The organism is Fontibacillus phaseoli, from assembly GCF_003337355.1.
In the GTDB taxonomy this organism is placed as follows: domain Bacteria; phylum Bacillota; class Bacilli; order Paenibacillales; family Paenibacillaceae; genus Fontibacillus; species Fontibacillus phaseoli.
In genome coordinates this window covers 1,013,778-1,038,291 of the sequence record NZ_QPJW01000001.1, presented here as the reverse complement: position 1 = coordinate 1,038,291, position 24,514 = coordinate 1,013,778, and the positions used below count along the sequence as shown (strand labels likewise).

At 48.9% G+C, this 24,514-nt stretch carries 24 protein-coding genes; 10 read left to right on the top strand and 14 right to left on the bottom strand.

What is annotated here, in order from left to right; all coding sequences use genetic code 11:
• Positions 1 to 97 precede the first annotated feature (97 nt).
• The 5 genes from DFP94_RS05150 to DFP94_RS05130 form a co-directional block, all read right to left on the bottom strand.
• Positions 98 to 856 (bottom strand): CPBP family intramembrane glutamic endopeptidase, encoded by a 759-nt coding sequence (locus DFP94_RS05150; protein ID WP_114495320.1) that lies wholly within the window; start codon positions 854 to 856, stop codon positions 98 to 100.
• Between the two features lie 23 nt (positions 857 to 879).
• The gene (locus tag DFP94_RS05145; protein WP_114495319.1) at positions 880 to 1,362 is read right to left on the bottom strand and encodes a hypothetical protein; all 483 of its coding nucleotides are present in this window, start codon (positions 1,360 to 1,362) and stop codon (positions 880 to 882) included.
• A 159-nt stretch (positions 1,363 to 1,521) separates the two neighbouring features.
• Positions 1,522 to 2,625 carry a GIY-YIG nuclease family protein gene (locus tag DFP94_RS05140; protein ID WP_114495318.1) on the bottom strand — a complete coding sequence of 368 codons (1,104 nt, stop codon included), beginning with the start codon at positions 2,623 to 2,625 and terminating at the stop codon, positions 1,522 to 1,524.
• Positions 2,626 to 2,813: 188 nt separating this feature from the next.
• Positions 2,814 to 3,608, bottom strand: a complete 795-nt coding sequence (locus DFP94_RS05135) for an ABC transporter ATP-binding protein (protein WP_114495317.1) — start codon at positions 3,606 to 3,608, stop codon at positions 2,814 to 2,816.
• Between the two features lie 135 nt (positions 3,609 to 3,743).
• Complete coding sequence (locus DFP94_RS05130) at positions 3,744 to 4,562, bottom strand: hypothetical protein (protein WP_114495316.1); 819 nt, start codon at positions 4,560 to 4,562, stop codon at positions 3,744 to 3,746.
• 345 nt (positions 4,563 to 4,907) lie between these two features.
• Between DFP94_RS05130 and DFP94_RS05125 the strand changes: the two genes are divergently transcribed.
• Positions 4,908 to 5,567, top strand: a complete 660-nt coding sequence (locus DFP94_RS05125) for a M23 family metallopeptidase (protein ID WP_245954488.1) — start codon at positions 4,908 to 4,910, stop codon at positions 5,565 to 5,567.
• Positions 5,568 to 5,771: 204 nt separating this feature from the next.
• Here the strand turns inward: DFP94_RS05125 and DFP94_RS05120 are convergent, their stop codons facing one another.
• A complete protein-coding gene (locus tag DFP94_RS05120) occupies positions 5,772 to 6,185 on the bottom strand; it encodes a VOC family protein (RefSeq protein WP_114495315.1) in 414 nt (137 codons plus the stop codon).
• A 185-nt stretch (positions 6,186 to 6,370) separates the two neighbouring features.
• On the opposite strand from DFP94_RS05120, the gene DFP94_RS05115 reads away from it, so the two are divergent.
• Entirely contained in the window at positions 6,371 to 7,126 is a 756-nt protein-coding gene (locus tag DFP94_RS05115; RefSeq protein WP_114495314.1) for an ATP-binding cassette domain-containing protein, read from the top strand.
• A gap of 40 nt (positions 7,127 to 7,166) precedes the next feature.
• The gene (locus tag DFP94_RS05110; RefSeq protein ID WP_342768214.1) at positions 7,167 to 7,520 is read left to right on the top strand and encodes an ABC transporter permease; all 354 of its coding nucleotides are present in this window, start codon (positions 7,167 to 7,169) and stop codon (positions 7,518 to 7,520) included.
• A gap of 56 nt (positions 7,521 to 7,576) precedes the next feature.
• Here the strand turns inward: DFP94_RS05110 and DFP94_RS05105 are convergent, their stop codons facing one another.
• From DFP94_RS05105 to DFP94_RS05095, 3 genes are all read right to left on the bottom strand, one after another.
• Positions 7,577 to 8,596 carry a phosphotransferase gene (locus DFP94_RS05105; RefSeq protein WP_114495313.1) on the bottom strand — a complete coding sequence of 340 codons (1,020 nt, stop codon included), beginning with the start codon at positions 8,594 to 8,596 and terminating at the stop codon, positions 7,577 to 7,579.
• A gap of 82 nt (positions 8,597 to 8,678) precedes the next feature.
• On the bottom strand, positions 8,679 to 9,467 hold the full coding sequence (locus tag DFP94_RS05100) for a TetR/AcrR family transcriptional regulator (protein ID WP_114495312.1): 789 nt from the start codon (positions 9,465 to 9,467) through the stop codon (positions 8,679 to 8,681).
• A 76-nt stretch (positions 9,468 to 9,543) separates the two neighbouring features.
• Complete coding sequence (locus DFP94_RS05095) at positions 9,544 to 10,119, bottom strand: TetR/AcrR family transcriptional regulator (RefSeq protein ID WP_114495311.1); 576 nt, start codon at positions 10,117 to 10,119, stop codon at positions 9,544 to 9,546.
• Between the two features lie 205 nt (positions 10,120 to 10,324).
• Here DFP94_RS05095 and DFP94_RS05090 point away from each other — a divergent pair, with 205 nt between their 5' ends.
• Positions 10,325 to 11,521 carry an MFS transporter gene (locus DFP94_RS05090; protein ID WP_114495310.1) on the top strand — a complete coding sequence of 399 codons (1,197 nt, stop codon included), beginning with the start codon at positions 10,325 to 10,327 and terminating at the stop codon, positions 11,519 to 11,521.
• A gap of 145 nt (positions 11,522 to 11,666) precedes the next feature.
• Here DFP94_RS05090 and DFP94_RS05085 read toward each other — a convergent pair whose 3' ends face one another.
• Positions 11,667 to 12,533 carry an alpha/beta fold hydrolase gene (locus DFP94_RS05085; RefSeq protein ID WP_114495309.1) on the bottom strand — a complete coding sequence of 289 codons (867 nt, stop codon included), beginning with the start codon at positions 12,531 to 12,533 and terminating at the stop codon, positions 11,667 to 11,669.
• Positions 12,534 to 12,670: 137 nt separating this feature from the next.
• The gene (locus DFP94_RS05080; protein ID WP_114495308.1) at positions 12,671 to 13,714 is read right to left on the bottom strand and encodes an HD-GYP domain-containing protein; all 1,044 of its coding nucleotides are present in this window, start codon (positions 13,712 to 13,714) and stop codon (positions 12,671 to 12,673) included.
• A 205-nt stretch (positions 13,715 to 13,919) separates the two neighbouring features.
• Here DFP94_RS05080 and DFP94_RS05075 point away from each other — a divergent pair, with 205 nt between their 5' ends.
• The 3 genes from DFP94_RS05075 to DFP94_RS05065 all read left to right on the top strand — a co-directional run bounded on the left by DFP94_RS05075 (position 13,920) and on the right by DFP94_RS05065 (position 18,088).
• Positions 13,920 to 15,521, top strand: a complete 1,602-nt coding sequence (locus DFP94_RS05075; RefSeq protein WP_114495307.1) for a spore germination protein — start codon at positions 13,920 to 13,922, stop codon at positions 15,519 to 15,521.
• Positions 15,518 to 16,714 (top strand): Ger(x)C family spore germination protein, encoded by a 1,197-nt coding sequence (locus DFP94_RS05070; protein WP_114495306.1) that lies wholly within the window; start codon positions 15,518 to 15,520, stop codon positions 16,712 to 16,714. Before DFP94_RS05075 ends, DFP94_RS05070 begins: the two co-directional genes overlap by 4 nt.
• A 252-nt stretch (positions 16,715 to 16,966) precedes the next feature.
• Positions 16,967 to 18,088, top strand: a complete 1,122-nt coding sequence (locus DFP94_RS05065) for a GerAB/ArcD/ProY family transporter (RefSeq protein WP_181873023.1) — start codon at positions 16,967 to 16,969, stop codon at positions 18,086 to 18,088.
• A 17-nt stretch (positions 18,089 to 18,105) separates the two neighbouring features.
• On the opposite strand, the gene DFP94_RS05060 is transcribed toward DFP94_RS05065, so the two are convergent.
• Positions 18,106 to 18,945 (bottom strand): prohibitin family protein, encoded by an 840-nt coding sequence (locus tag DFP94_RS05060; protein WP_181873022.1) that lies wholly within the window; start codon positions 18,943 to 18,945, stop codon positions 18,106 to 18,108.
• 278 nt (positions 18,946 to 19,223) lie between these two features.
• On the opposite strand from DFP94_RS05060, the gene DFP94_RS05055 reads away from it, so the two are divergent.
• Complete coding sequence (locus tag DFP94_RS05055; protein WP_114495303.1) at positions 19,224 to 20,087, top strand: GNAT family N-acetyltransferase; 864 nt, start codon at positions 19,224 to 19,226, stop codon at positions 20,085 to 20,087.
• Here DFP94_RS05055 and DFP94_RS05050 read toward each other — a convergent pair.
• Positions 20,084 to 21,802 (bottom strand): ABC transporter ATP-binding protein, encoded by a 1,719-nt coding sequence (locus DFP94_RS05050; protein WP_114495302.1) that lies wholly within the window; start codon positions 21,800 to 21,802, stop codon positions 20,084 to 20,086. The two genes, DFP94_RS05055 and DFP94_RS05050, sit on opposite strands and share 4 nt — an antisense overlap.
• A 233-nt stretch (positions 21,803 to 22,035) precedes the next feature.
• Here DFP94_RS05050 and DFP94_RS05045 point away from each other — a divergent pair, with 233 nt between their 5' ends.
• On the top strand, positions 22,036 to 22,899 hold the full coding sequence (locus tag DFP94_RS05045; protein WP_114495301.1) for a class I SAM-dependent methyltransferase: 864 nt from the start codon (positions 22,036 to 22,038) through the stop codon (positions 22,897 to 22,899).
• 2 nt (positions 22,900 to 22,901) lie between these two features.
• A complete protein-coding gene (locus DFP94_RS05040; RefSeq protein ID WP_114495300.1) occupies positions 22,902 to 23,669 on the top strand; it encodes an RluA family pseudouridine synthase in 768 nt (255 codons plus the stop codon).
• A 322-nt stretch (positions 23,670 to 23,991) separates the two neighbouring features.
• Here DFP94_RS05040 and DFP94_RS05035 read toward each other — a convergent pair whose 3' ends face one another.
• Positions 23,992 to 24,408, bottom strand: a complete 417-nt coding sequence (locus DFP94_RS05035; protein WP_114495299.1) for a MarR family winged helix-turn-helix transcriptional regulator — start codon at positions 24,406 to 24,408, stop codon at positions 23,992 to 23,994.
• Between the last annotated feature and the right edge of the window lie 106 nt (positions 24,409 to 24,514).

Genomic DNA, 24,514 nt, shown 5'->3' with positions numbered 1-24,514 from the left:
GATAAGATCTTTTAGGCTTTGCAGGAGAAAAGCTGTATCCTCTTCATAGCTATGCAAAACTTTTAAAAAAGGAGAGACCGTCGCCGGCCTCTCCTTTTTATAGGGTGATACTTACTTTTTTCCGGTTGCTCAAAACATAAATCAAATATACTCCATAAGCCAAGTACAGAACATTCAGGATTGAAACCGCGAGCACTTCCTCATCCGCAATGGCATTACTCGTTACCAGGGCCAGGGCATCGAACAAGAAATGGAACACGATCAAAGGGATGATGTTGTTGGTCGTCTCTATTAGCAGAGCCAGTATAAAACCGATCAGCAAGGCATTAATGACTTGAAGTAAAATATGTATAATACCGGTTCCGTTAAACGCATTGGACATATGTAGAATCCCGAAGAATAAAGAAGAAAACACAATATAAAATTTGGGCCCCTTGAATTGCAGTTTTTCTCTGATCATGCCTCTGAAAACCGATTCCTCCGTATAACCGACAAGCAGTGCGAATACCAGAACGACAACTACGTCCACGAAAGACAGTTCCGGATTAAATCCTCCCATCAGCGGCTGAACTAATGCAATAATCAGCAGAGGAATATAGTAAAGCGTTGCTTTTCCGTTACGATCATCAAGTTTGATGAATCCGAAGCTCCCCAACGTGCGGTCTCTCTTCTTCATATACACTGTAACGATGACGGCCATCACCAGAAAGGCGCACCCCTGCGCGATCATGATTCCTCTATCGTCCAGTTCCATCATCGTTGCCGCCGCGGATGCGATCGACACCAGTAATGTCAATCCGATGCCGAGCATGAGTGAAAATAGAATCGGATGACCTTTTGTCTTGGTCTGTTTCATTGTTCTCCCCTTCGTAATGGCTGTCAATTCAGCGGAATCTCATATAATCGAATTGCCAAATTGAGCGATTTGTTAAGCGCACCGATCACTTCAAGCGCCGGATCCAAAGATTCCTCAATGCCGTCAATAAACAGATCGATATGATATTTTAGCGTGGTTCCGAGCTGTCTTCCATAAGGTGAGGAAGGCGGAAGCGCAAACGGCCTCATCTGGATTGCCTTGCCTCCCCGTGCGCAATCCCGTACGAACCAGGCCAGAAATTCGACCGAATGCAGGCTTTCCTGCGAATAATCGGTCTCGAGCTCAAACTGGATAAGCACCTCATTCTCAAGCCCCCCGTTAGTCCGCAGAAGCGCCGCATGAGGCAAATGGGCAAATGGAGGCTGGCTCAACAGCCCGGCTTCCACCGGTTCCAGGTTATCGACCCCGCTTTCGATCCCGGTAATTCCCTTCAACTTTAGTATCGTGTTATGAAAATCCTCAATCTCGTTAGGATAATTACTCATACTGATTTCTTTATTCCCCTTCCATCGATCTTACATGTATTAATTATACGTGCGCCGTCAAGGAAAAAATTTCAAGCCTCTAACGTTTGAAATTGCACTATCTCATGGGCAGTCGAATAAAACTATGGAAAACCTTCCCTGGGCAGTCGACTAGTAAGGTCATTTTGATGGGACCGGAGTTTTCTGGCTGCCAGTCAGCAGTTCGCGAAGCGCTTGGCCGATTTCAGCCGGGTCTCCGCCCTCCAGCCGCTCCCCCGGTATAATGAGATATCTGCTGGAGCTTCCTTGCAAATAGCTGTAAATAATTTGCGCTTCATCGATTTCATCACGGGTCAGTTCATTTGGCCCGGAATCCCCCGATAAACCGTCCTGCCGGAAGCGGGACTGAACAAGCCCCCGAACTGTTGAGCAAAGACCATCGATTTCAATAGCTTTTACCGAAAACTTTTCGCTATATAATATATGGTTGCGTTTGATGAGAAACAACTTGACGGTATCTCCGTCCAAATTTTCAACGACAACGATGTTGCGGTTTTCTTCGGTAAAGCCAATTACCTTTTCCTTATTCAGCAAGAAGTCCACCGCACCAATATAGTCTCTGTATTTTGCTGCGGTTTCGAAGTCAAAGGTTTCGGATGCCTGCAACATCCGCTGTTCCATCGCCCCGTACAGCCCTCGATCACTGCCTTCAAGCAGGGCGATAAAAGAGTTCATAATCGTATCGTATTCCCTGATTGCCTCCCCGCCCAGACACATGCCGAGACATAGACCGAGTGAATGATTCAGGCAGGGAGTTCCCGCGGAAGTTTGATTACAGCTGATTTTATAGCATTCCTGAATCCCCTGGACCGCTTTTTCAATCGTATTCCGATTTGCCGTATAGGGCCCGAAACAAACCTTGTCCCCGGTTTGCAGACAGTTTGTGATGAATATCCGTCTCAGCCCTTTGACGCTTCTAATTACGATATAACTATAGGCTAACGGGTTTCTCATCTTCTTGTTGTAAACCGGCTTGAGTTCGTGTATCAGCTTGCATTCCAGCATGAATGCCTCAAACTCGGTGTCCGTCAATCGAATCTCCAACTCCTTGATATTGTTGACTAGCCGTTTGGTCTTGTTGGAATGCCCCTTGGTATTGTAAAAATAGGACTGGACTCTCTGCTTCAGATTCTTGGACTTGCCGACATATAGGATTCCGCCGCTGGAATCTTTCATAAGATATACGCCCGGCGATGAGGGAAGGCTTTTAAGTTTGTCTTTCATGAATCTTCCCTCCTCATTTCTACATTCTATCAGAACAATTATATCTGCAACATTAGCCCATGAAAAGTAAAATAAGAGCAGCCCGAAGGCGGCTCTTATTTGTCATTCAAGTGTAAAATTAAAACTTATTGTTCTTTGTAAGGCACAACCGTACCGAGCGGATTAAAAGAGTTCCGACAGTGGTCCTACTACTCCGCCCGGTCTTCTTGAGGGATCGTCATCCAGGCGCGCTGATTTTGCCATTGGACTTGAACCGGAGTCTCAAAAAAGGAAGTCAGGTTCTCGCTTGTCAGCATTGCTTCCGAATTTCCTTGCGAATACAATTCGCCTTTACGGATTAAAAGCGTCTTATTGAAGATCGGCAGAATTTCTTCAATATGATGCGTGACAAACAACATCGTCGGCGCGTCGGAACCGGAAGCAAGCTCGCTGATACTGGATAGCAGGGCTTCCCGGGACAGGAAATCCAATCCGTTTGTGGCTTCATCCAAAATCAGCAGTTTGGGAGACGCCATTAGCGCACGGGCGATCAACAGTTTCTGCTTCTCCCCCTGTGAGCAGGATTGATAGCTGCGATCATATAAATGTCCGCAGGACAAGCGTTCCATCAGTTCCTTGGCTTTATCGAAATCCTCTTCGTTCGGTTCGGCGTACAAGCCGATGGAAGCGTGCTTGCCGCTGATGACGATATGCTGACTTTTGTCGGAAGCATATAGCCTTTCCTGAAACGAGGAACTAACCCATCCGATCGATTTGCGGAGTTCCCTCAAATCCACGCTGCCAAAGGGATGTCCCAGTACGGATACCTGACCCGAGCTAGGCCAGATATAGCCGTTAATCATATTTAACAGGGTTGTTTTCCCTGAACCGTTAAGCCCTAAAATAGCCCAATGTTCCCCTTCGTTAACCTGCCACTCAATTTCATTAAGGATCATTTTATGATCTCTGGACCAACTAACTCCGTTCATGCCGATGATTTGCATCTGTATATTCCCTTCTCGTATAACGATTTATCATCATATCATCTGATGTTTGAACCGCAAGAGATTCATCCCTTCTGCATCATTTTCTGCAGTTGCTGTATCGCCCCGTTTAGATTCATCATTGTATAATTTACTTTATTTTGATCCCGATTCCACCAAGTCCGCGATAACGCCGACTTCCCCGGGATATTTCTTTGCCAGCCGTGCTTTGCCTAGATTTGATTTTACGATTTTCCGGAGTCGTTCATCTTTAGAGACCGCATATTTGCCCAGCAGTTCAAAGCCTTCTTTGGGAAGCTTCTCCACAAACAGGCTGACCGCATACTCCAGCCCTTGGCAAAGTACCCGGGTTTCTTCCCGTGACCCTTCAGGTCGACCAGCTGCTAATTCCGTTAAAATCTCTTCCGAGATTTGAAGCGCAAACCGGGCGTTGTCTTCTTTCTGCAAAATAGGCGGATGGGCCAGTGCCGCCACGAAGGCTCGCCTTTCCAATAAAGTCGCTGCGGATAATCTCCGCTCCATATAAGACCGAAGCGCAGCGATATCATCTTCCCCTAACCGTTGCAGCGCCATCGCCGCACCTTCTCTCAACCGCCAGCGGGAGTCATTCATCGCCAACCCGATAAAGGACAGGATTTGGTCTTTGCGCTGTTCCTCCGCCACACCATAATTCGCTCCCATGGCTTGTACTGCGCAAAACGGCAAATATTCGCGAGGATCATTAGCGGGTGCGTCTCCTTCGTTCAGACTCATCCAGTGAACCAATAAACTCCATTGTTCAGGCGAGATGGGCTGGGTCCGAAACTGATCCGCAAACAAAGAGGCCAGGCCTAAGTTGGCTCGCGGTCCTGGAAGCTTGGACTCCTTCAACATCCTATTTTCCAAATCGTCAAAAGTCCCCCTATCTGCCAACCAATTTTTCAAGATCACGGTTGTATTGCTATCGTCACCCATCCATGTTCCTCCTTGCCTCGATTTAAACAGTGGCCATCTAGGTTTCATCTATACATTTATTATATATCAGAGAACAGACATTGGTATCTTTCTGCAGGGTTTCACCTAACTTCTATCGTCATATAAAGAAGAAGCATTATTACATATGGATTGGGAGTTGCAGAAACCTATGAAAAAGCACTTGCGAAAATACGGATATGCCAATGTAGCCCTAGCCGCTATGCCTGGTTTGGATTGAAACTAATCTTTCCCTTTTTGGGGTTGGCATGCCTGATTTTGAACCTCATACTGATCCCCATATTTATTATGAAGAAGAAAAACCTTTTCAGTAGATGGATCGGTCTGATGATAAGCGCTCTCCTTGCATTGCACTTATTATTGACCATGAATATCGTGCTCCTGCCGTATCCGGCCCGTGCACAAACTGTCCAGCCTTCGGTTACCGTCTCTTGGCCGTTTGCCGAGCAAACGGTCGTCGGCTGGGGAGGCGACTCCACCAGTACCAATTTGCCTCACGTGATCTGGCCTTCCGAGCGTTGGGCGTACGATCTGTTAATGGAACCGTACCATATGGGCAGCTCAAATCCGGAAGATTACGGTATTTGGAACAAGGAAGTTCTTTCACCGGTTGCCGGAACCGTGATTGCGGCATATGACGACGAACCGGATATTGAGCCCGGGTCGGAAGAAATTCTCTCCTTGGAAGGAAATCATGTTTATCTTAAAATTCACGAAACGGGAACCTATCTGTTGCTCAATCACCTGAAAATGGATAGTGTGACGGTCAAGGTTGGAGATCAGGTTAAACCCGGAGAGGTGTTGGGACGGGTCGGGAATAGCGGTTCTACTTCGGAACCGCATCTCCATATTCATCACCAGCGCCAAAATCCGGATAAAATGCTGCATCCTGTGCTGGTTGAGGGCCTTCCGCTGTATTTTACAGGAATAAATAGCAATCCCATGCCCGTGAAGGGAACTCTGGTGACGCCAGAGATAAAGGATTAACTAAAGATTAACTAGTCGAACCAAGTCCCAAATAACTTTAACCCAATACGCGATCCTGTCGGAAGAATGGCGAACAAACGAACAAACAATTGAGTATTGGAAACAATTAAATGATTTCTAACTACCTGATTTCAAGTGACCTTCCCCTTTATCCAAACAAAAACCAGTTCCGTCACCGCGGTCCTGGTTTTTGTTACCTGTTACCTATTGCTTTGGCATCCGGCTCATGTCCATGTATAACACATTCCACCGATGGCCGTCCAAATCGGCAAAACTTGCACCGTACATCCAATCCCGCTCTTGCGGTTTGCTTACTAGGGTCCCTCCCGCTTCTACCGCTCTTTTTGCCAATTCATCAACCTCTTCCCGGCTCTCCGCACCAAACGATAGCAGTACTTCGCTCCCGAACTTCGAATCGGGAATTTCGGCACCCGTAAATGTTTTGAATGTGGACTCCGGAAACAACATGACCATCATCTGCTTGTCCCCCACGATAATACCTGCTGACTCGTCGCTGCCAGCTTGCCGTTGATTCAGCGTAAACCCCAATTTTACGAAAAAAACTTTCGACTTCTCGATATCCTTAACCGGAAGATTAATCCACAGATCCCTGGCCACCTTTGTTCCTCCTTTGACTTTTATCATCAACACAGTAAAAATTTGCAACATTACCATATCATATTTCAGCCTGAATCAAAATCCATCTGTCGTAAAATGAATCTTGCAGTACTATTGTTTACTAAATATACTGTTTATATAAGGCACTGTTTATAACATATACAATTAAAGGAGGTTTTTTCGTTATGAAGGCACTTGCCATTGAAATCAAAGGAATGCGAAAATCGTTTCGACACCAACGTGTTCTTGACGGGATTGACCTGGAAATTCCGCAAGGATCCGTCTTTGCATTGCTCGGCCCCAACGGTGTCGGCAAGTCTACTTTAATTAACATCCTGAGTACCCTGATAACACCCGATTCAGGGATCGCTCGCATTGCCGGATTCGATCTGGAGACGGAAAAGAATAAAGTCAAAGCATCTATCAGCCTTACCGGACAGTTCGCGGCCGTGGATGAGGTATTAACCGCCGAAGAGAATCTGCTCATGATGTGCAGGCTCAGTGGATTGTCCCGCGCCGAATCCCGAATTCGTTGCAAAGAACTGCTGGTGACTTTCGATCTCTCCCCTTCGGCCCGCAAATCCGTAAAAACATTTTCGGGCGGCATGCGAAGACGCCTCGACCTGGCGATCAGCCTCGTTGTCGAAAGGCCCGTGTTGTTCCTGGATGAACCCACGACCGGTCTCGATACGCGCAGCCGCCGCGCGCTGTGGGACAGCATTGTGCAATTGAAGTCAAGCGGAATAACCGTATTTTTGACGACCCAGTATCTGGAAGAAGCGGACCGGCTGGCGGATAGCATAGCCGTCATTTATGATGGGAAGATTGCGGCGGTCGGAACGGCGGAACAATTAAAATCCCGGGTGGGCGGCGAGGTCATCGAAATCAGGGATAAACACGATGAAGTGATAAAAAAGCCACGGGGATCGTTATCGGAGTAGCTTTATTGATCGGCTTCCGGCCTACTGGTAATTTTTCAGAGTGGATTCTGGCTATTTCGGTCATTTCCCTGTTCATTTTGGCCTTTACCTGGCTGTTCGCCGCCATCGGTCTTGTTTCAGCAGCCCTGCGGCAGCTAACGGCTATGGATTTGCCCTCCTGTTTCTCCCGTATCTCTCCAGCGCCTTTGTCTCAACGGATACGATGCCGACTTGGCTTCAATGGATTGCCTCCAATCAGCCCATTACGCCGATTATCGAATCCCTGCGCAGCCTGCTGACAGGAACGGAGATGCAGAATCATCTTTGGTTGGCCGTTGTCTGGTGCCTTGTCCTTCTAGCCGGCTCCCTGTTTTGGAGCAACTGGGCGTTTCAACGAAAATCCAACCGCCGTTAATCGGCATATCTAAAAATAACGGCGGCCCGCTCAGTAGCGAACCGCCGTCCATCGTTTCAATCCCAGCCCAGCCGATCCAACATATACTCCCTCAGGATCTCGCGAATCCAAATTTCATCCTGACCGAACTCCTTAAGCTCGGCTGCCAAAGCCACAGACTGGACTCGCAGCACATCCGGACCATCCGTTCCGTTCAGATAGCGGCTCATGAAATGCAGAAATACATCTACCTTCCTCAACCGGATTAACGTAGGGATATGGGATATTTCTTCAGGTTTCAAACGCAGCAGGCTGCCAAAACCGACACAAAACTCCCGGATTGTCTCCTTTTTCCCTTCATACCCGAGCAGGTCGGAAATGACGACAGCCGGTTCCATCGCTCTGACATCCAGCGTACAGAACTCAAAGTCAAGCAGTGCGGCGATCTGATCATGATGTTGCTGATCGACCAACAGGTTCGACGGATTAAGATCTCCATGGACAAGCTGCCGCGGCAGCTTTTTAACCTCTTCCAGGCGGTCGCAAACATCATCATAGGCCTCTCCCAGTGTTGTTATACTATCATGCAGATTACGGAAAACTTCAGGCGGATGCTCGCAAAAATGACGCACGACATCATAACTGCAGCTCGGATAGGACTGCTGCAATTCATAATAAGGGCGGTATGAGGGACTGAGTTCCGGTTTCACTTTCGCAAGCGCGATCACTAATTCCGCCACCGCTTGTCCAAAGGAATGGGCCGCCTGGAAACTGCCGTTCTTCGGAAGGGCTCCTTCGATATATTCAAACAGGCAAGCATACCGTGCACTGCCGTCTCCCATTTGCAAAATCGTTTCTCCGTCGGGAGTCCTTACCGGCTGAGGCACTTTGAAGCTGAGCTCGATCTCCTGCAATCGGCTCAACACCTCGTGCTCATATTGTATTTTGTCCCGGTCGCGGTGGCTCTCATAAATTCTGAGCACACAGCTTAATCCTTTATTTTCAATATAACGGGTCGTATTGTTCCAGCCGCTTGCACCTTCCCGGATCTCTCCGTTCCATTCCGGCCAAAACTGCTTAACCATCGAATCTGACATCTTCTATTCCTCTCCCGGTCGTATCAAACTAACTACCAATTACTCCACTTACCGCAAAAAGCTGACGGAACTTCCAATTCGCCTATCGGCTCTTTTCGTCAAGATAGCATTCAACTCCGTCCAGAATCCGCTCCAGGCCGAACTCGAAATCACTGGCAGCGCTATCGAACTCCTGATTTTCTTCGGTATAAGCGCCCGATACAAGCACCGGATACAAATCCGGATAACGGTCCTCCGTTACGAGCATTTTCAGGGCGGATCCGTAATCCGGATCTCCGTTTTGTTCCTGGCCGCTGCCCGCAGCCTTTACTCTATCCACGTCCCGCTGGATGATTCCGCTCGATCGCGCAAAACTGCTCAACAAGACGACTATGGACATTTTTTCGTAATCATTCAGCGCGAAATTCCGCATGCAGCGCAGCCCCCAATCGACGATCCTCAAGAGATTGGGCGTCACGGGAGAGCTGGTGATCGGAATATCTCCGAACCAAGGATGCTCCCTGAAGACATTCATGCTGCTCCTGACAAAGTCTCTCATGCTATCCCGCCAGTCCATTTCCTCTTCCACTGGAGGAATCGCAATGTTGGATACCGAATCCTGCATCAGCAGCAAAAGGTCCCCCTTGCTCGGTATGTATCTGTAAAGCGACATAGCGGTAAAGCCGAGCTCTGATGCGACCCGACCCATCGACACCGCAGCCAGACCTTCCGCATCAGCCAAATTTACCGCAGTCTCGACGATTTGCGCTATGCTTAACTCCCGCTTCGGTCCTCGCTGCGGTTGCTTTACCAAGCCCCAGCTAAGTTTTACCCCGCCGGGCAATTTTTCGATTGCCGAATTCTCCGTTTGAGGAGCTTTCTCTTGATCCAATTGTATCCCTCCTCTGCAGTCTCATGGTCACGCGTAAATTGTATACTGAACAAACAGTAAATCACATTAAACCCCCTCAAACTGCAAGCCCCGCAAATGCGTATTTGACCAAATTTTCAACGTACAAATCATCCATATCATTACTCAAAATTAGCAATCTATAAAAAATCGGCCCGTAAATAAGGTCAATGCCTAATTCAATATCCAGGTTTTCCTGCAGCTCCCCGCGTTGAAGCCCCCGTTCTATAAGCTGTCTGGCTTCCAGCCTGCGAGGATGAAAAAAACGGGTTCGATAAGCTTCTGCGAGTCCTGAATCGACTTGTCCTTCTCCAATCAATTCCATAATGATGTTGCCCTCCCGGCTTGTTAAAAACCGGGCTAAATTGGCGGCATGGATCACGATGTCGTTTAATGCGGAGCCCGTGTCGGGGACGGGCATTCTTTCCGCAGCCGAAGACAGGAAACCATCCATCACAACAGCGGCTTTATTGGGCCACCATTTATAAATGGTAGCTTTACTAACCCCGGCACGCTCCGCAATTTTCTCAACGGTGACCGCACCGAATCCATTTTCCAACAACAGATCATAGGAAGCGGAAAGAATAGACTTTTGAGTTTCAACATTACGCGGACGACCTCTCTTAGCATTCATAAGATTCCACTCCTTTCGCTAAAAAAACTGTACGTTCATTATACTAAAGTTTCATAAAAAAAGAGATGCGAAAATAACTATTTACAAAACGATACGTTCAGTATATTATTTAATTAATAATTACTAAACTATACGTTCAGTATATTATTTAATTAATAATTACTAAACTATACGTTCAGTATTTAATTATGCGAGGTGGATGAAAATGAAAACAACGCAAGTCGTCAAAGGAAAACAAATTTCAAGCTGGATTCTGTTTGTATTGTCGTCCGCATGCGGTCTCATCGTGGCAAATCTATATTATGCTCAGACCCTTATAGGACCCATCAGCATCGATACCGGTCTTTCTTCCGTAGCAGCAGGATTGATTGTTACCTTAACGCAAATCGGTTATGTTATCGGATTGCTTTTTATTGTACCGCTCAGTGACATTATCGAAAATCGGCGCCTGGCGGTAATATCGTTAATCGTCGTAATCGGTGCATTGCTTACAGCGACATTCTCCGCTAACGCGCCGTTATTTCTGACTTCATCCTTGTTTATCGGACTGGGATCCGTGGTAGCTCAAATCCTGGTTCCCTATGCTACTTATTTAGCTTCCGAAGAACAGCGAGGCCGTGTGGTCGGAAACGTAATGAGCGGGCTTTTACTCGGAATTATGTTCGCCCGTCCGGTCGCGAGCTTGATCGCAGGCCTTTGGGGTTGGCAAGCGGTATTTGCATTCTCCGCAGTAGTTATTACGCTTTTGACAATTCTGCTGTCACGTATTCTTCCTGAGCGTAAGCCTTCCCCTGCATTAAGTTACGGAAAACTAGTCGTTTCTTTAGGCGTCCTTTTAAAACAGACACCGATATTGCGCCGACGGGCTATCTATCAGGCTTGTTTATTCGGAGTCTTTAGCCTCTTTTGGACCGTAGTTCCCTTGCGATTGGCAAATGACTTCGCCATGTCGCAACAAGGGATAGCCTTATTCGCCTTAGCCGGCGTGGGTGGAGCCATAGCCGCCCCGATTGCCGGAAGACTCGCGGACCGCGGCTTGACGAGAATTTTGACCGGACTTGCCATGATCATTGCTGCTTTGTCATTCGTGCTGACCTATCTTGTTCAAGGCCACTCTGCAGTGGCGCTCGCTTTGCTCGTTCTTGCCGCGATTCTGCTTGATATGGCCGTATCGGGAAATCTTGTGTTGGGACAGCGTGCGATTTACTCCTTGGGGAATGAAGCAAGAGGCCGGCTGAACGGGCTTTTCATGTCCATATTTTTCATCGGCGGAGCCATCGGTTCTTCTCTGGGAGGTTGGTCATATGCGCATGGAGGCTGGAGTTTCACATCTCTAATCGGTATTGTCATTCCGCTTCTGGCTTTGCTTTATTTTCTTACCGAAAAAAAGAGAAATGTGTAATATTACGTTCATATAGCGCTGCATACGTATATTCTGGTGTTTGGATTTTTATTTTTCCTCATCGTGCCCATGATCGGCGAGCTGTTCGAAGAGCCGTTCGGAGTTCTACCTCCGAGCGGCTCTTGTTCATTCGCCAGCTATAGATTTAATAGCGATCCGGCACCGAATGGATCCATTCGGCTAATAGTGCCTCAAATCGTTCCGGTTCCTCCAGCATAGGATTATGCCCGCTGCGGTCAAACACAACCTTACGAACATAATCGTGCTTCTCCTCGATCCCATCCCACAGCGTAAGGGGGCCAATCAAATAATCATATTGTCCGAGCCCTATAAAAACCGGCTTATCCAGACCTTCCAAACGTTCCAACATGTTAAGCCGCGCAAAGGCGTCTCCCCATAAAACATCTATGACCGGCATATTCGTGTGCACATCTTCCCACATGGCAGTTGCATCATACCCGTAATCATAAAAGCTGTGCGCCCCCATACGAATGCACATATGGGCAAAACGCCGTTCTGGCTCCCGCTCTATATCTCCGGGAAGTAACGCAAAATCCTGTTGAAATTTATCTTTTCGTTCTTCCGAGGCGTCAGCTTCAAAAAAGGCGATACTCTGCTGTTGCCGTTCCGAACTGTTACTCGGAGCAGTGTTCAAAAGCACGATTTTCCGTACTTCTGCGGGGTATTTACGGGCATATTCCAGAGCCAAAAAGGCGTTGCCTGAATGACCTGCGACGATCAGGTCCCGTAGACCGAGATGCTCCCGGATCGCCTCCACATCATCAAGCACCCGGTCCAATAATCCATCCAAATCGGACCCGGCCTGTCCGGCCGGTGACGGGACATGCCCGCGATGATCGATAAAGATGAGCCTGAATCCGCTTTTCAATGTATTTGAAAATAGCCTCCGATAATAAACCGCGCTCCCGATGACCATCAGCGGAATTCCTTCTCCCTCGATGCTATATCCCAATGAAAATCCGTCTCTTTCAACAATGCCGCTATTCTCCATTTCGTAACTCCTCTCACTTCCCTGCAAGATTCAGGGATTTCCTTCCTTTCATTTTACGAAGCACGGACCGACTTATCAACAAAAACCAAAACAGCCGGATTCCTTGTTAGGGACCGGCTGTTAGGTGCTGTTGGCATTTACAAAAAAATCTCTTCCACTACGATATCCCGCTCCACCGATAAATCGCGGAACTGGTCTTTGACCTGAACGAGCGGTCTGAAGAAATCGCTTGGATTGTTCCACACGATCGTAGCCGTTTCTCCGTTGCTTAGCACGGCCTGCTTTCCGATAAATTGCGGCAACAGATGGCGGGCAAGCGCCTGAACCGCCTTCTCGTTCAGTTCCCCAAACCCGAGCTCGTATACTTTGCGCAGTACGGCAAGCAATCCAGGCCGGCTTTTTCCTATTACCGGCGAGGTTAGACCCACATACGTATTGGCCACGGCGACGATTTGGGCGTAAGGATGAATTTCTTCCGCTTTCAGACCCTGCGGATACCCGGAACCGTCCTCCCGTTCGTGGTGCTGAAGCGCCACCAGCGCCGTAACCATGTCCGGCATGGAATCTCGGATGATTTCGTAGCCGTACCTCGTATGCCGCTTCATTTCGTCGGATTGTGCCTCATTTAGCGCCTCGGACTGATTCCGCAAATCCTGACGGATCTTGCTCTTGCCGATATCGTGCAAATATCCTGCCTTGCTGATCTCATAGCATTCATCCGGAGGATATCCGAGCCAGGAAGCGATGTAGTAGGACAATAGGCCCACCTGCAATGAATGATTGTACAGGTTGACATCTTCGTCACCGAAAGCAATCAGCAAAGAAACGACATCTTGTTCGCGATCGATCACTTCAAGCATCGGCTGCAACTTTTCTTCCACCATGGACTGGTTGAATTTCCCCGTCGTCAACGCTTCGAGGAAGATGGACTGGTAACCCTGAACCGTCCGCTCGAAATTATCCTTCAGCCGATTCTTGAAGTTTGTCCGATCCAATCCTAAAAGGGAAGGCTCGTCCTCTCTCGGTTCAATATCAACGTAGTTAATACTTTGTCTGATGAGCAGCGCAATTTCTTCTTTATGTATACTTGTCCCTTTGGGAAGAACATGGAGTCCGGCCTGATTGAATATGTCCGTCCTCAGCCGATCCCCTTCCTGAATCTCCATAACATGAGTTTTCACTTTGGACCCTCTCTTCTCTCATAACTCGGTATAGGAATGTGGATGTTATTGCCCTAAAAAGCCGATTATTGCAGCTATATCTTAAATATCGATCATTTAGCCCTATAAATAAATAGTTCCAAAGTCTGTTTTTACCTGCGAAGAATAATTTTCCTGATTTACGAGAATTTTATAGAATCATACGCACTCAAGGGAGGGAACCATTTTGCCGCAATGGAGACGACCGCATCGTTCTGCGCGCCACGGCGCGTCTGCATCTGACCAGGCGGATTCGCAATCGAAAAGTACCGCTCCCGCAACCGCAACCGAAACTTCTTCAAGCAAGAGTCTCGAGGACCGGCTCGGCTGGTTTCAACAGCAGTTGCACAACTGCTCCGATATTATTTACAGGCAATTCGTACTCAGCACCGGCCAAAGCTGTACGCTGATCTATATACGCGGCATGATCAGTCAGGATTCCGTCCAGAATTTCATTATCCGGAGTTTGCAGGTAGAAGCGGAAGAACTGAAACGCCGTGATATTTACCAGTTGCTGTTCGAGGATAAGGGGTTGTCGGTATCCCAAAACAAAATCATTAACGATCTGAATGACGGTCTTCATGCCGTGCTGGATGCGGGAGTCCTGCTGTTGATTGACGGGGACGAACGGATGATGACTTTTTCCATTTCGTCATACCCGACGCGTTCGATTGACGAGGCCCCCAACGAATCCGTTATCCGCGGGCCAAGGGAAGCGTTTATCGAGGACCTGGAGATCAATCTCACCTTGCTGCGTAGACGCATAAAAAATAAGCACCTCAAAACCGAGGCCATTATCCTCGGAGTTGAAACCAAAACCGACATCGTATTGACTTATATCGAAGGCATATGCAAACCGGAACTGATCAAAGAAATAAAGCGGCGGTTGTCCTACATCGAGATTGACGGTGTTTTGGGATCTTCGTACATTGAAGAAGCCATTGAGGACAATCCCTACTCCCCCTTCCCGCAAGTTCAATATTCGGAAAGACCCGATGTTGTCGCTGCCGGTTTGTTGGAAGGACGGTTCGCTATCTTTGTGGACGGGACGCCGATGACGCTTATCATCCCCGTCACTTTGCCGATGCTTTTGCAATCTGCGGAAGACTATTACCAGCGTTTTGTCGCCGCCACATGGATTCGCTGGATTCGTTACTTTTTCGTGTTCAATTCTTTACTGCTGCCTTCCCTTTACATTGCCATTACTACGTTTCACCCGGAAATGATCCCGGCGCAATTTTTAAGGACAATAGCCGCTTCCCGGGAAATCGTGCCGTTTCCAGCCTTGCTGGAGGCGTTTATCATGGAGCTTGCCTTCGAAGCGCTGCGCGAAGCCTCCGTGCGGATTCCGAAGTCGATCGGCCAAGCCGTATCCATCATCGGAGCCTTGATCATCGGCACTGCAGCCGTCGAAGCCGGCATCGTCTCGGCCGCCATGGTCATCATCGTCTCGTTAACCGGGATCGCATCCTTCATTATTCCTCATTTCGATTTGGGATTGTCGTTTAGATTGCTCCGGTTTCCAATCATGTTCCTGGCGTCGATGTTCGGTCTTTATGGCATAGCCTGCGGGTTGATAATAATCTATATCCATTTGATCAACCTGGAATCGTTCGGCATTCCTTATATGTCTCCGGTGGCTCCCCTGGTTACGACGGATCTCAATGACACCCTGGTCCGGGCGCCATGGTACAGCATGATCAAAAGACCGAAGCAACTCACGCGGAAATCCACCCGGCAAAATAACAACTCCAGAGGCTGGGCCAAAGTAAAGGGTGATGAGTCATGAATGCTATAAAAAGGGCCTGTTTACGCTCCATTACGGCTATCATCCTGATGACGTCGATTGGCGGCTGCTGGTCTTCCGAAGAAATCAACAACCGGGCGTTTGTAACGATGATGATTGTTGACAAAATGGAGGACGGGCAAATCGAGCTGACCCTCGGCTTCCCCTTGCCGAACCGGATGATTCCCGGGCAGGCCGGCGGAGGAGGAGGAACCTCAGGGGACCCTTATTCGTTTGTCAGCAAAAAAGCGGAAACGATAAGCGAGGCATTGGAACTGATCCAGGTCGATAACAGCAGAAGAATTTCCTTCGGGCAAACCCAGGTTATCGTCATCGGCAGAAGATTTGCCGAACAAGGAATTGACCCTTTGCTGGAATTCGCCGCCCGCCAACCGGCTTTTCATATAAGCTCCAATATATTCGTTACGCCAAACAAGGCAACGGAAATCACGAAAACTCCGTTGGTTTTCGAGCGCTTCCTTTCGGATATTTTGTCAAAGTATATAAGCCAGAGCCAGACTCTCGACACGACGGTCAAGGATTTTTTAGTCGCAAAATATAAAGGGGGCGACATTCTATTACCGCTGCTCAGTTTCACCATCAAGCCTGAGATAGGTGCAACTGACCCCAAAAAAAATCGCTGGCTGGGGTCGGACGGGGCCGCCATTATGAGCAATGGAAAAATGTCCGACATCGTGATGACTACGGAAGAACTAAGGGGAGCGCTTTGGCTTAGTTCCCAGCTCAAAACTTCGGTAATTAACGTGAAGTCTCCGACCGACGGAGGAATTATCAGCGCAGTTGCTCAAGACATCGGCACAAGCATCAAACCCGTGGTTCGGAACGGGAAGGTTTCATTCAAAGTAAACAGCCATGCCGGTGCCTTCATCCTTTCCTCTCTTTCCGATATCGATTTGAAAAAACCGGATAATTTACTGCGATTGCAGGAGGTATTCGAAAAAAACATTGCGGAACGAATGAATCGGGTGCTGGAAAAAACCCGGAGAGCCAAGTCGGACGCCTTTCTTATGAGCCAGTATCTGGATTGGAGGTACCCCAAGATGTGGGGCAGAATGAAAGAAGATTGGCGTGAATACTACGCGACGGAGCTGCCGATTGATATTTCGGTCTCGATTACCATTAAACGGACGGGCGTAGTTTTCCGCTCTACTAAGCAGGAAGAATCAAGGGATTAACGTTGGAAAGCGGGGAGTAACCATGATCTGGATCGGAATATTGTTTCTGGTCATTATGCTGTTCGAATGGAGGAACCAGAGCGGCGGAAGGGCTAAGCGACGAGACCGATGGGCTGTACTGGCTATTTCGGTCTGCTGCTTACTTCTGAGTGAGGTACTGTTTCTCCTGAAAAACAAATGGAATCTCCCGATTCTGTTCAGCTTTCTCAGCAAATGGATATTTGGAGGATCTTAAACAAGGAGGGGAAGGGCATGAGCAAAAGCATTACCTCGAATCAAATTTTTTCTCTATTTAATTTACACCTTTTCACCACGGTCATCGCCTTCATTATGGGCCTGCTGATTTCCGGCAGCAAGTATTCGACACCGGTCTCCGTCTTGCTTGGCTCGTTCCTCGCCTTTGTGCTCGTCTACCCTTCTTATAAAGTAGCCTCGTCAAGGCCCGATGAATTCGTTACCGAATTTGGAGGCCAGCTTGTCGGCCGGGTACCGCATGTTATTTTAATTCTATATCTCGTGTTGATCAACATTCTTTTGTCTGCCTTGAACCTGAGGGAAATGACCAATTTTCTGCTGTCAGTGTATTTAATCAACACACCTTCCTGGGCAATCGTAATGATCTTCGGGATTTGCATCGCCTATGCGGTAAGATCAGGGTTGCCGACAATTTTCCGGGCTGCGCAAGGTATTTTTCTGGTCAGCGCTATAGCCTTCCTGCTGATCCCGTTCCTGGCGATGCAAGAAATCGATCGTGACGCCCTCATCGCATTAGTAAGCCATTTGAACGTCAAAGATGTATCTATGGGCGTCTACTATAACATCAGCATGTTTGGCGAACTCGCTTTTCTTTTTCTTCTCTATCCTTTTTTGAAAGAACCGAAAAAAGTCATGAAGACTTACTTTTGGACCATCGTCATTTCACTTGTCATCATTATGTCGCATCTCATTCCCGTCCTGCTCACTTTCGGTGCGGAACTGGCCCCCAATCTCATCTACCCCGATGCCGAGCTGATCCGGTTTATCCGCGCAGGCTCGTTTATCGAAACGTTAGACCCGATACTGATTATTTTATGGTTGACCAGTATCTTTGCTAAAATCGCCTTTCTTAGCTTTACGGCAGTCATATGCGTCTCGCAACTGATGAAGGTGAAAGATCACAAACCGTTCGCTTTGCCGATAGTCGCGTTCATATGTATTTTCTCTATCGCGATAGCCAGATCCCAGCCGGAACTAACTGAATTCATGGGCAAAAATCTGACTCCGTTCGTACTCATTGCCGAGTATATAGTCCCGATATTCTATTGGTTGATGATCTGGATTAGGGGACCTAAGAAAAAGGCAAAACCCGTCGACACGGAGTCGGCGGGTTCCTGAGAACGGCTAGTAAAGGATTATTGATTGGTGAGTGACTGGATGTCGATAAACGGCGTAGCTCCTCCCGTCACCGATGGCAGGCGGCCGTCCCATTTCTCAAGCGCCTTCTCCTGTACTTCGATCTGCTTCAACTGAACCAGTTCAGGCGTAACTTCCTGCTTTTTCAGTTTCAAGGATTCAGCTTCAGCCTGGGCTTGCGCCACCTTCTGTTTCGCTTCAATCTCAATCCGCTTAAGGTCGTTGCTTGCCTTGAGCGCCTGCTGCTGGGCTACCTGCTTCGCTTCGATCGATTGGTTAAATGCATCGGAAAATTTAAAATTAACGATGTTGATTTCATTCACGATCAGATTGTATTTGGCCAGACGATCCGTCAAATGCTCGCTGATCTCACCGGCCACAAGATCCCGCTTGGCTATCAGGTCTTCGGCCTGATACCGCGCCGTCACTTCCTTCACGATTTCCTGTACGGCCGGATTAATAATGATGGTGTCGAAATTGCCACCGATATTATTCATTAAGTTATAGGCCGATTCCTTGTTCACGGAATAGTTTACCGCAACGTGAGTAGATACAGGCTGAAGGTCTTTGGAGGAAGCGCTTGTGTCCGTCTCCGCTTTAGTCACCTGCGTATTTACCTGAATGACCGTCTGGATAAACGGAATCTTCAAATGAATTCCCGGCGATAAAACATTACTGTTCAGTTTCCCGAAAGTTTTGTAAAGTCCGACATGACCGTACTCGACTTGTGCAAAACTGCTGGCTCCTACGATAATCAATAAAACCCCGATGATCACGGTTGTTGTCAATCCCCGTAAGGGGACCCCCTTTTTTGGTCCTGGATTGGTTCCTGTCTCCATTTGCATCCCTCCGCGTAGTCTGTTGCCGGTTTTGCCGACAAAAATGATGTTTGATGATTTTGATTACTAGTTACTACGCATGACCGGGAAAAAGGTGGCAAAACATTCTGCAGTCTGATCCCTCGAACAAGCAGCCGTCAAGACCGGTCGATCTTCCTTCTCCCCCTCCCGCCGGCATTTCAGATATTCCTTCACCCCTCTTACGCTCGATAACCGAATTTTTTTCGTGCCATTTTTCGGAAGATCGGCTAGAATACTTGCGGAAGGAAGTGATCTTGGTGATCTATAAAATCAACCTGGATGAAGTAATGCTGCTTCAAAAAGAATGCGAAGCCCACGAGGATATTGTCTTAAAATTGAATTGGGATACGCTGAATTCCCGAAAAGAAGATGAGAGGATGGATCTGGCCGAATACCGGGACGGAAAACTCGTCGCATTTTTGGGGAAATACGATTTCGGAAGTTCGATAGAAATTTGCGGTATGGTTCATCCGGATTATCGCAAACAAGGTATTTTCACCTCACTCTTAAAAAAGGGACTGGATGCGGAGACGGTTTCCAAATACTCCCGGATTCTGCTTAATGCTCCGGCAAGCAGTCCTTCGGCTAAATTGTTTCTGAAATCCGCGCCTTTCGTCTATGATTTTTCCGAATATCAGATGAAATACGATAAAAACGGCGATTCCATGAAACCGGTTCGTGCCGACATTCGTTTTCGCGGTGCCGGGCCGGATGACGTCCAGTTTCTCGCCGGAATGGATACTGACGGCTTCGGCATCGATGCCGAAGAAGCCGAGGAATATTATCAAACTACGGACCCCGGCCAAATTCCGGAATCCGAAATCCTGCTCCTTAACGGAACACCGGCCGGTAAAGTCCGGGTGTCCACGCTTCATGGCGAGGCATGGATATACGGATTTGTGGTATCGTCCGGATATCGGGGCCAAGGAATCGGAGCTGCAGCGTTGCGGCAAATCGTGGAACGCGAAACCGCGGCCGGTCATGAGGTATGGCTGGAAGTAGCCCTGGATAACCCGAATGCCATGAAACTGTATGAATCTACCGGATTTCAAGTCATTCGGGCCCAGGACTACTACCTGTATACCGCTTCGAAGAAGACGGCAGAATCAAGTGCAACTTAATAAACGCCAAATTGAGCCTGGTGCAGGCGGCTGTAATGGCCGCCGGCGCCGACCAGTTCCTGATGGCGGCCCTGCTCGGAAATGCCTTCCTCCGTCACGACGACGATGCGGTCGGCATTTTTTATCGTTGCCAGCCGGTGCGCAATCACGAGCGTCGTCCGCCCCGCCGACAATTCGGTCAGCGACGCCTGGATTGCCAGCTCCGTTTCGGTATCGAGCGCCGAAGTCGCCTCATCGAGAATCAGAATCGGCGGGTTTTTCAAAAACATCCGCGCGATCGCGAGCCGCTGCTTTTGGCCGCCGGACAGCTTGACTCCCCGCTCACCGATGACTGTGTCCATGCCTTCCGGCTGCGCAAGAATGAAATCTTCCAATTGGGCCCGCCGCGCCGCCGCCCAGATTTCTTCATCCCCTGCCCCCAACTTGCCGTAGGCGATATTTTCCCGGATACTGCCTGAAAACAAATAAACGTCCTGTTGAACAATCCCAATATTGCGCCGGAGGGAAGCCAGGGTCATATTGCGGATGTCCGTGCCGTCAATGGAAATACTTCCGCCGCTCACCTCATAGAATCTCGGCAGCAGGCTGCATAGCGTCGTCTTTCCTGCCCCCGAAGGACCGACAAAAGCGATGGTTTCGCCGGGGGATATTTCAATGCTGATGTCTTTTAACACCTGGTCCCCGTCATCATATCCAAAGCTGACCTTGTCAAAGACGATATCCCCTTTCAGCCATCCGGCGTCAACCGCATCGGCCGAATCGGCCACATCCGGCTCCGTATCCATGATTTCAAGATACCGTTTGAACCCTGCGATGCCTTTCGGATAGCTTTCGATAATCGCATTGATTTTTTCGATTGGGCGGATAAACACGTTTGCCAGCAGCAGGAAGCCGATGAATTCCCCATAAGACAGCTCGCCGCGAATAACGAACCATGTGCCGCAGACCATGACGAACAGCGAAACGAGCCGCATCAGCATATAATTGACCGACAAGCTGCCCGCCATAATTTTGTATGCTTGCAGTTTGGTCGCCCGATAGTTGCCGTTGTTTTCATTGAATAGCGCTTTTTCGTGATCCTCATTGGCGAACGCCTGAACAACGCGAATCCCGCCGATATTTTCCTCGACCCTGGAGTTGAAATCCGCCAGAGCCGAGAACAAGCCGCGGTATGTTTTAGTCATTTTCCCGTTAAAATAAAGCGCCGTCCACACTAACACCGGTACAACGAGAAACGTCAGAACGGCCAGTTTCCAGTTGATTGCCAGCATGAGGAGGAACGAACCGATCAAGGTCATCCCGGCGATGAATACGTCCTCCGGGCCATGGTGCGCCACTTCGCCGATGTTGTCCAAATCGTTCGAAATCCGTGACATCAAGTGGCCGGTTTTATGATTGTCGTAAAAACGGAACGACAGCTTCTGCAGGTGATTGAACATGCTTTTCCGCATATTCGTCTCGATATTGACGCCTAGCATATGGCCCCAATAAGTTACGATATAATTCAGTACCGTGTTGAGTACATAAACGCCAAGCAGCGCTGCACAAGCCCACACGATCATGGCCCAGTCCTTGCCCGGAAGCAGCTTGTCGACGAACTGGTTTACGGCGATCGGAAAACCCAGTTCGAGAAGGCCGGCAACCACGGCGCAAGTGAAGTCCAAAATAAACAATTTCTTATACGGCCGGTAATACGAAAAAAAACGCCGAAGCATCTGTTCCCTCTCCCATCTATGTCTACTGCAAAACAGACTAACATAGATTTCTTTCCATTCAAAGACCTCAATTCGGATTTAGCTATTTGCTACTGAAGCATTTCCCGAGAAGTTTTGACATAGGCTGGCATGCATGTAGAAAAATAAGGTACAATAACTAGCGAATCGAGAAGTTTGGGATTGGCTCAGTGCGAACGGGTTCAGCCGTTCATTAGACGGAAGGAAGGTTTAGAATGTACGTAGCAAACGACTGGAATGACTATGAAGTCATTGATACCGGAGACGGTGAAAAGTTGGAACGTTGGGGAGATGTTGTCCTCCGGCGGCCGGATCCGCAAATTATTTGGCCGATCCGCGAGGAGAACCGGGAGTGGCGGGAAGTCCATGGTCACTATCACCGCAGTTCTTCCGGTGGCGGGCAATGGGATATGAAGAAGCAACTGCCCGAGCGGTGGACGGTTTCCTATGACCGCCTTAAATTTTATATTCGGCCGACCAACTTCAAGCACACCGGATTGTTCCCCGAACAAGCGGCAAACTGGCGCTGGATGATGGACAAGATCTCTTCGGCTGGCCGGCCGATCCAGGTGCTCAATCTGTTTGCATATACGGGCGGCGCAACCGTGGCAGCCGCTTCAGCAGGCGCCTCGGTCGTTCATGTCGACGCAGCCAAAGGGATGGTGCAATGGGCCAAGGAAAACCTTGCGCTTTCCGAGCTTGGCGACCGTCCCGTCCGATTCATCACGGACGACGTATTCAAGTTCGTCCAACGGGAACAGCGGCGCGGCAACAAATATGACGCGATAATTATGGATCCGCCGTCTTACGGGCGCGGGCCTAACGGTGAAATGTGGAAGCTGGAGACCAGCCTGTATCCGTTTGTGGAATCCTGCCTTTCGATTCTGTCGGATACCCCGCTGTTCTTCCTGATCAATTCCTACACGACGGGAATCTCGCCGACCGTTCTGCACAACATGCTGTCGATGACCGTGAAACGGCAGTATGGCGGCCGAATTTCCGCAGGGGAATTGGGGCTCCCGATCACGAAGTCCGGGCTTCATCTTCCGTGCGGAATTTTGGGCCGCTGGGAGGAATAAGCATGGAAGCCGGACCATTGCGAACGTCGGGACATCCGGCGATGGCGATTCTTTATGAAGATAACCATCTTCTGGGGATTGAAAAGCCGGTTAACGTGCCGACCCAGGAAGATGCCAGCGGCGATCCGGACCTGCTGACGCTGCTCAAGGAAGACATCAGAGAGCGGTACAGGAAACCGGGGAACGTTTACCTGGGCCTGGTGCATCGGCTCGATCGCCCTGTAGGCGGCGCGATGATCTTTGCCAAAACTTCCAAGGCCGCCTCCCGCCTCTCCGACGCGGTAAGAACCCGCCGGTTCGACAAATGCTACGTGGCAATCGTACGCGGTTTGCCTCCTCTGCAAAGCGGGAAGCTGACCGATACGCTGCTGAAAGATGAGCGAACGAATACCGTAAGCATCGTGCCCAAGGGGACGCCTGGCGGCAAGGAAGCGATTCTGGATTACCGCGTGCTCGGCAGCTCGCCGCAGGAAGGCCTGTCCCTGGTGCGGATCAAGCTGCACACAGGCCGGTCTCATCAGATCCGAGTCCAATTTAGCCAGCTCGGTTGCCCGCTGTACGGGGACCAAAAATACGGCTCCGCCGTCAACAAACCCGGAGAACAGATCGCCTTATGGTCGCTGTACGTCGGCGTCCCCCACCCGGTTACCAAGGAACCGGTCGATCTGGTCTCCATCCCGCCCCGCCTGTACCCTTGGAATCTGTGGGAGGATGTCGTCTACTCTCAGATCGCCGAAGATTGCACAGCGGGTTGGGATGGCGGGTTTTAGCTAAGAAAAGAGGCTGCTCCATAGTCAAGTCGATTTCGGATTGCAAATGCAATGCGATCTCGACGGCTATAGAACAGCCTTTTCGAATTAACTGGAATTCTTACAGTTATTTTGCATGTTTTCGCTTAAATTCACAATTTTACTGTAAAATCTACATTTAATTACTGCAAATCCTTTATCATCGTAATTTCCGGCTGAATTAGCTGTATGTGCTACAGTTAACTTACTGATGACTCCAATATGCACAAAAATAACTGGTGAAAATCCAGTTATTTTCACTTTTTCATATCATCCATAGAAGAATCAAGTCGTTGAAGCAATACTAGGATGATTTCACTCCGGATATCTTCCCCATCAAATAGACCAGCAACTGCTGGTTATGTGTCGAGATGCGGTCCAGCACCATGCTTAAATACTCGTTGCGCACCCGTACCCCTCGCTCAGCCTCCTGCTTGCCCTTCTCCGTAATCGACACCCATACGATGCGGCGGTCATTCTCATCCCTGTCCCGGCGGATCAATTCGCCCCGTTCCATCCGGTCAAGCAGCATCGTCACCGCAGCCGGCGTCGTCGCGAGGAAAGGGATGAGATCGGATGGCTTCAGGTTTCCTTCCCGCTCCAGCACCTCCAGTACAGCCAGTTGTGACGTCGTCAATCCGGGAGCCAGTTCTTCCTCCATATGCGTCTGATAGTCCTTCATGATGATGCCCAAAAGTCTGGCAAACTCGGTAGTATGCATTATGTCCCCCCCATATCTTCCAATCAATGCTGGTTCCACCTGTTGATTTACGTCATTAATAGTTCGACAACATTCCGGTAAATTCCTTCAAGGCACCAATTTAATC

Coding starts and splice junctions, on each gene's coding strand:
- DFP94_RS05150 (WP_114495320.1), bottom strand. CDS start 856: ATGAAACAGACCAAGACAAAAGGTCATCCGATTCTATTTTCACTCATG.
- DFP94_RS05145 (WP_114495319.1), bottom strand. CDS start 1,362: ATGAGTAATTATCCTAACGAGATTGAGGATTTTCATAACACGATACTA.
- DFP94_RS05140 (WP_114495318.1), bottom strand. CDS start 2,625: ATGAAAGACAAACTTAAAAGCCTTCCCTCATCGCCGGGCGTATATCTT.
- DFP94_RS05135 (WP_114495317.1), bottom strand. CDS start 3,608: ATGCAAATCATCGGCATGAACGGAGTTAGTTGGTCCAGAGATCATAAA.
- DFP94_RS05130 (WP_114495316.1), bottom strand. CDS start 4,562: ATGGGTGACGATAGCAATACAACCGTGATCTTGAAAAATTGGTTGGCA.
- DFP94_RS05125 (WP_245954488.1), top strand. CDS start 4,908: ATGATAAGCGCTCTCCTTGCATTGCACTTATTATTGACCATGAATATC.
- DFP94_RS05115 (WP_114495314.1), top strand. CDS start 6,371: ATGAAGGCACTTGCCATTGAAATCAAAGGAATGCGAAAATCGTTTCGA.
- DFP94_RS05105 (WP_114495313.1), bottom strand. CDS start 8,596: ATGTCAGATTCGATGGTTAAGCAGTTTTGGCCGGAATGGAACGGAGAG.
- DFP94_RS05095 (WP_114495311.1), bottom strand. CDS start 10,119: ATGAATGCTAAGAGAGGTCGTCCGCGTAATGTTGAAACTCAAAAGTCT.
- DFP94_RS05090 (WP_114495310.1), top strand. CDS start 10,325: ATGAAAACAACGCAAGTCGTCAAAGGAAAACAAATTTCAAGCTGGATT.
- DFP94_RS05085 (WP_114495309.1), bottom strand. CDS start 12,533: ATGGAGAATAGCGGCATTGTTGAAAGAGACGGATTTTCATTGGGATAT.
- DFP94_RS05070 (WP_114495306.1), top strand. CDS start 15,518: ATGAATGCTATAAAAAGGGCCTGTTTACGCTCCATTACGGCTATCATC.
- DFP94_RS05065 (WP_181873023.1), top strand. CDS start 16,967: ATGAGCAAAAGCATTACCTCGAATCAAATTTTTTCTCTATTTAATTTA.
- DFP94_RS05060 (WP_181873022.1), bottom strand. CDS start 18,945: ATGGAGACAGGAACCAATCCAGGACCAAAAAAGGGGGTCCCCTTACGG.
- DFP94_RS05050 (WP_114495302.1), bottom strand. CDS start 21,802: ATGCTTCGGCGTTTTTTTTCGTATTACCGGCCGTATAAGAAATTGTTT.
- DFP94_RS05045 (WP_114495301.1), top strand. CDS start 22,036: ATGTACGTAGCAAACGACTGGAATGACTATGAAGTCATTGATACCGGA.
- DFP94_RS05040 (WP_114495300.1), top strand. CDS start 22,902: ATGGAAGCCGGACCATTGCGAACGTCGGGACATCCGGCGATGGCGATT.
- DFP94_RS05035 (WP_114495299.1), bottom strand. CDS start 24,408: ATGCATACTACCGAGTTTGCCAGACTTTTGGGCATCATCATGAAGGAC.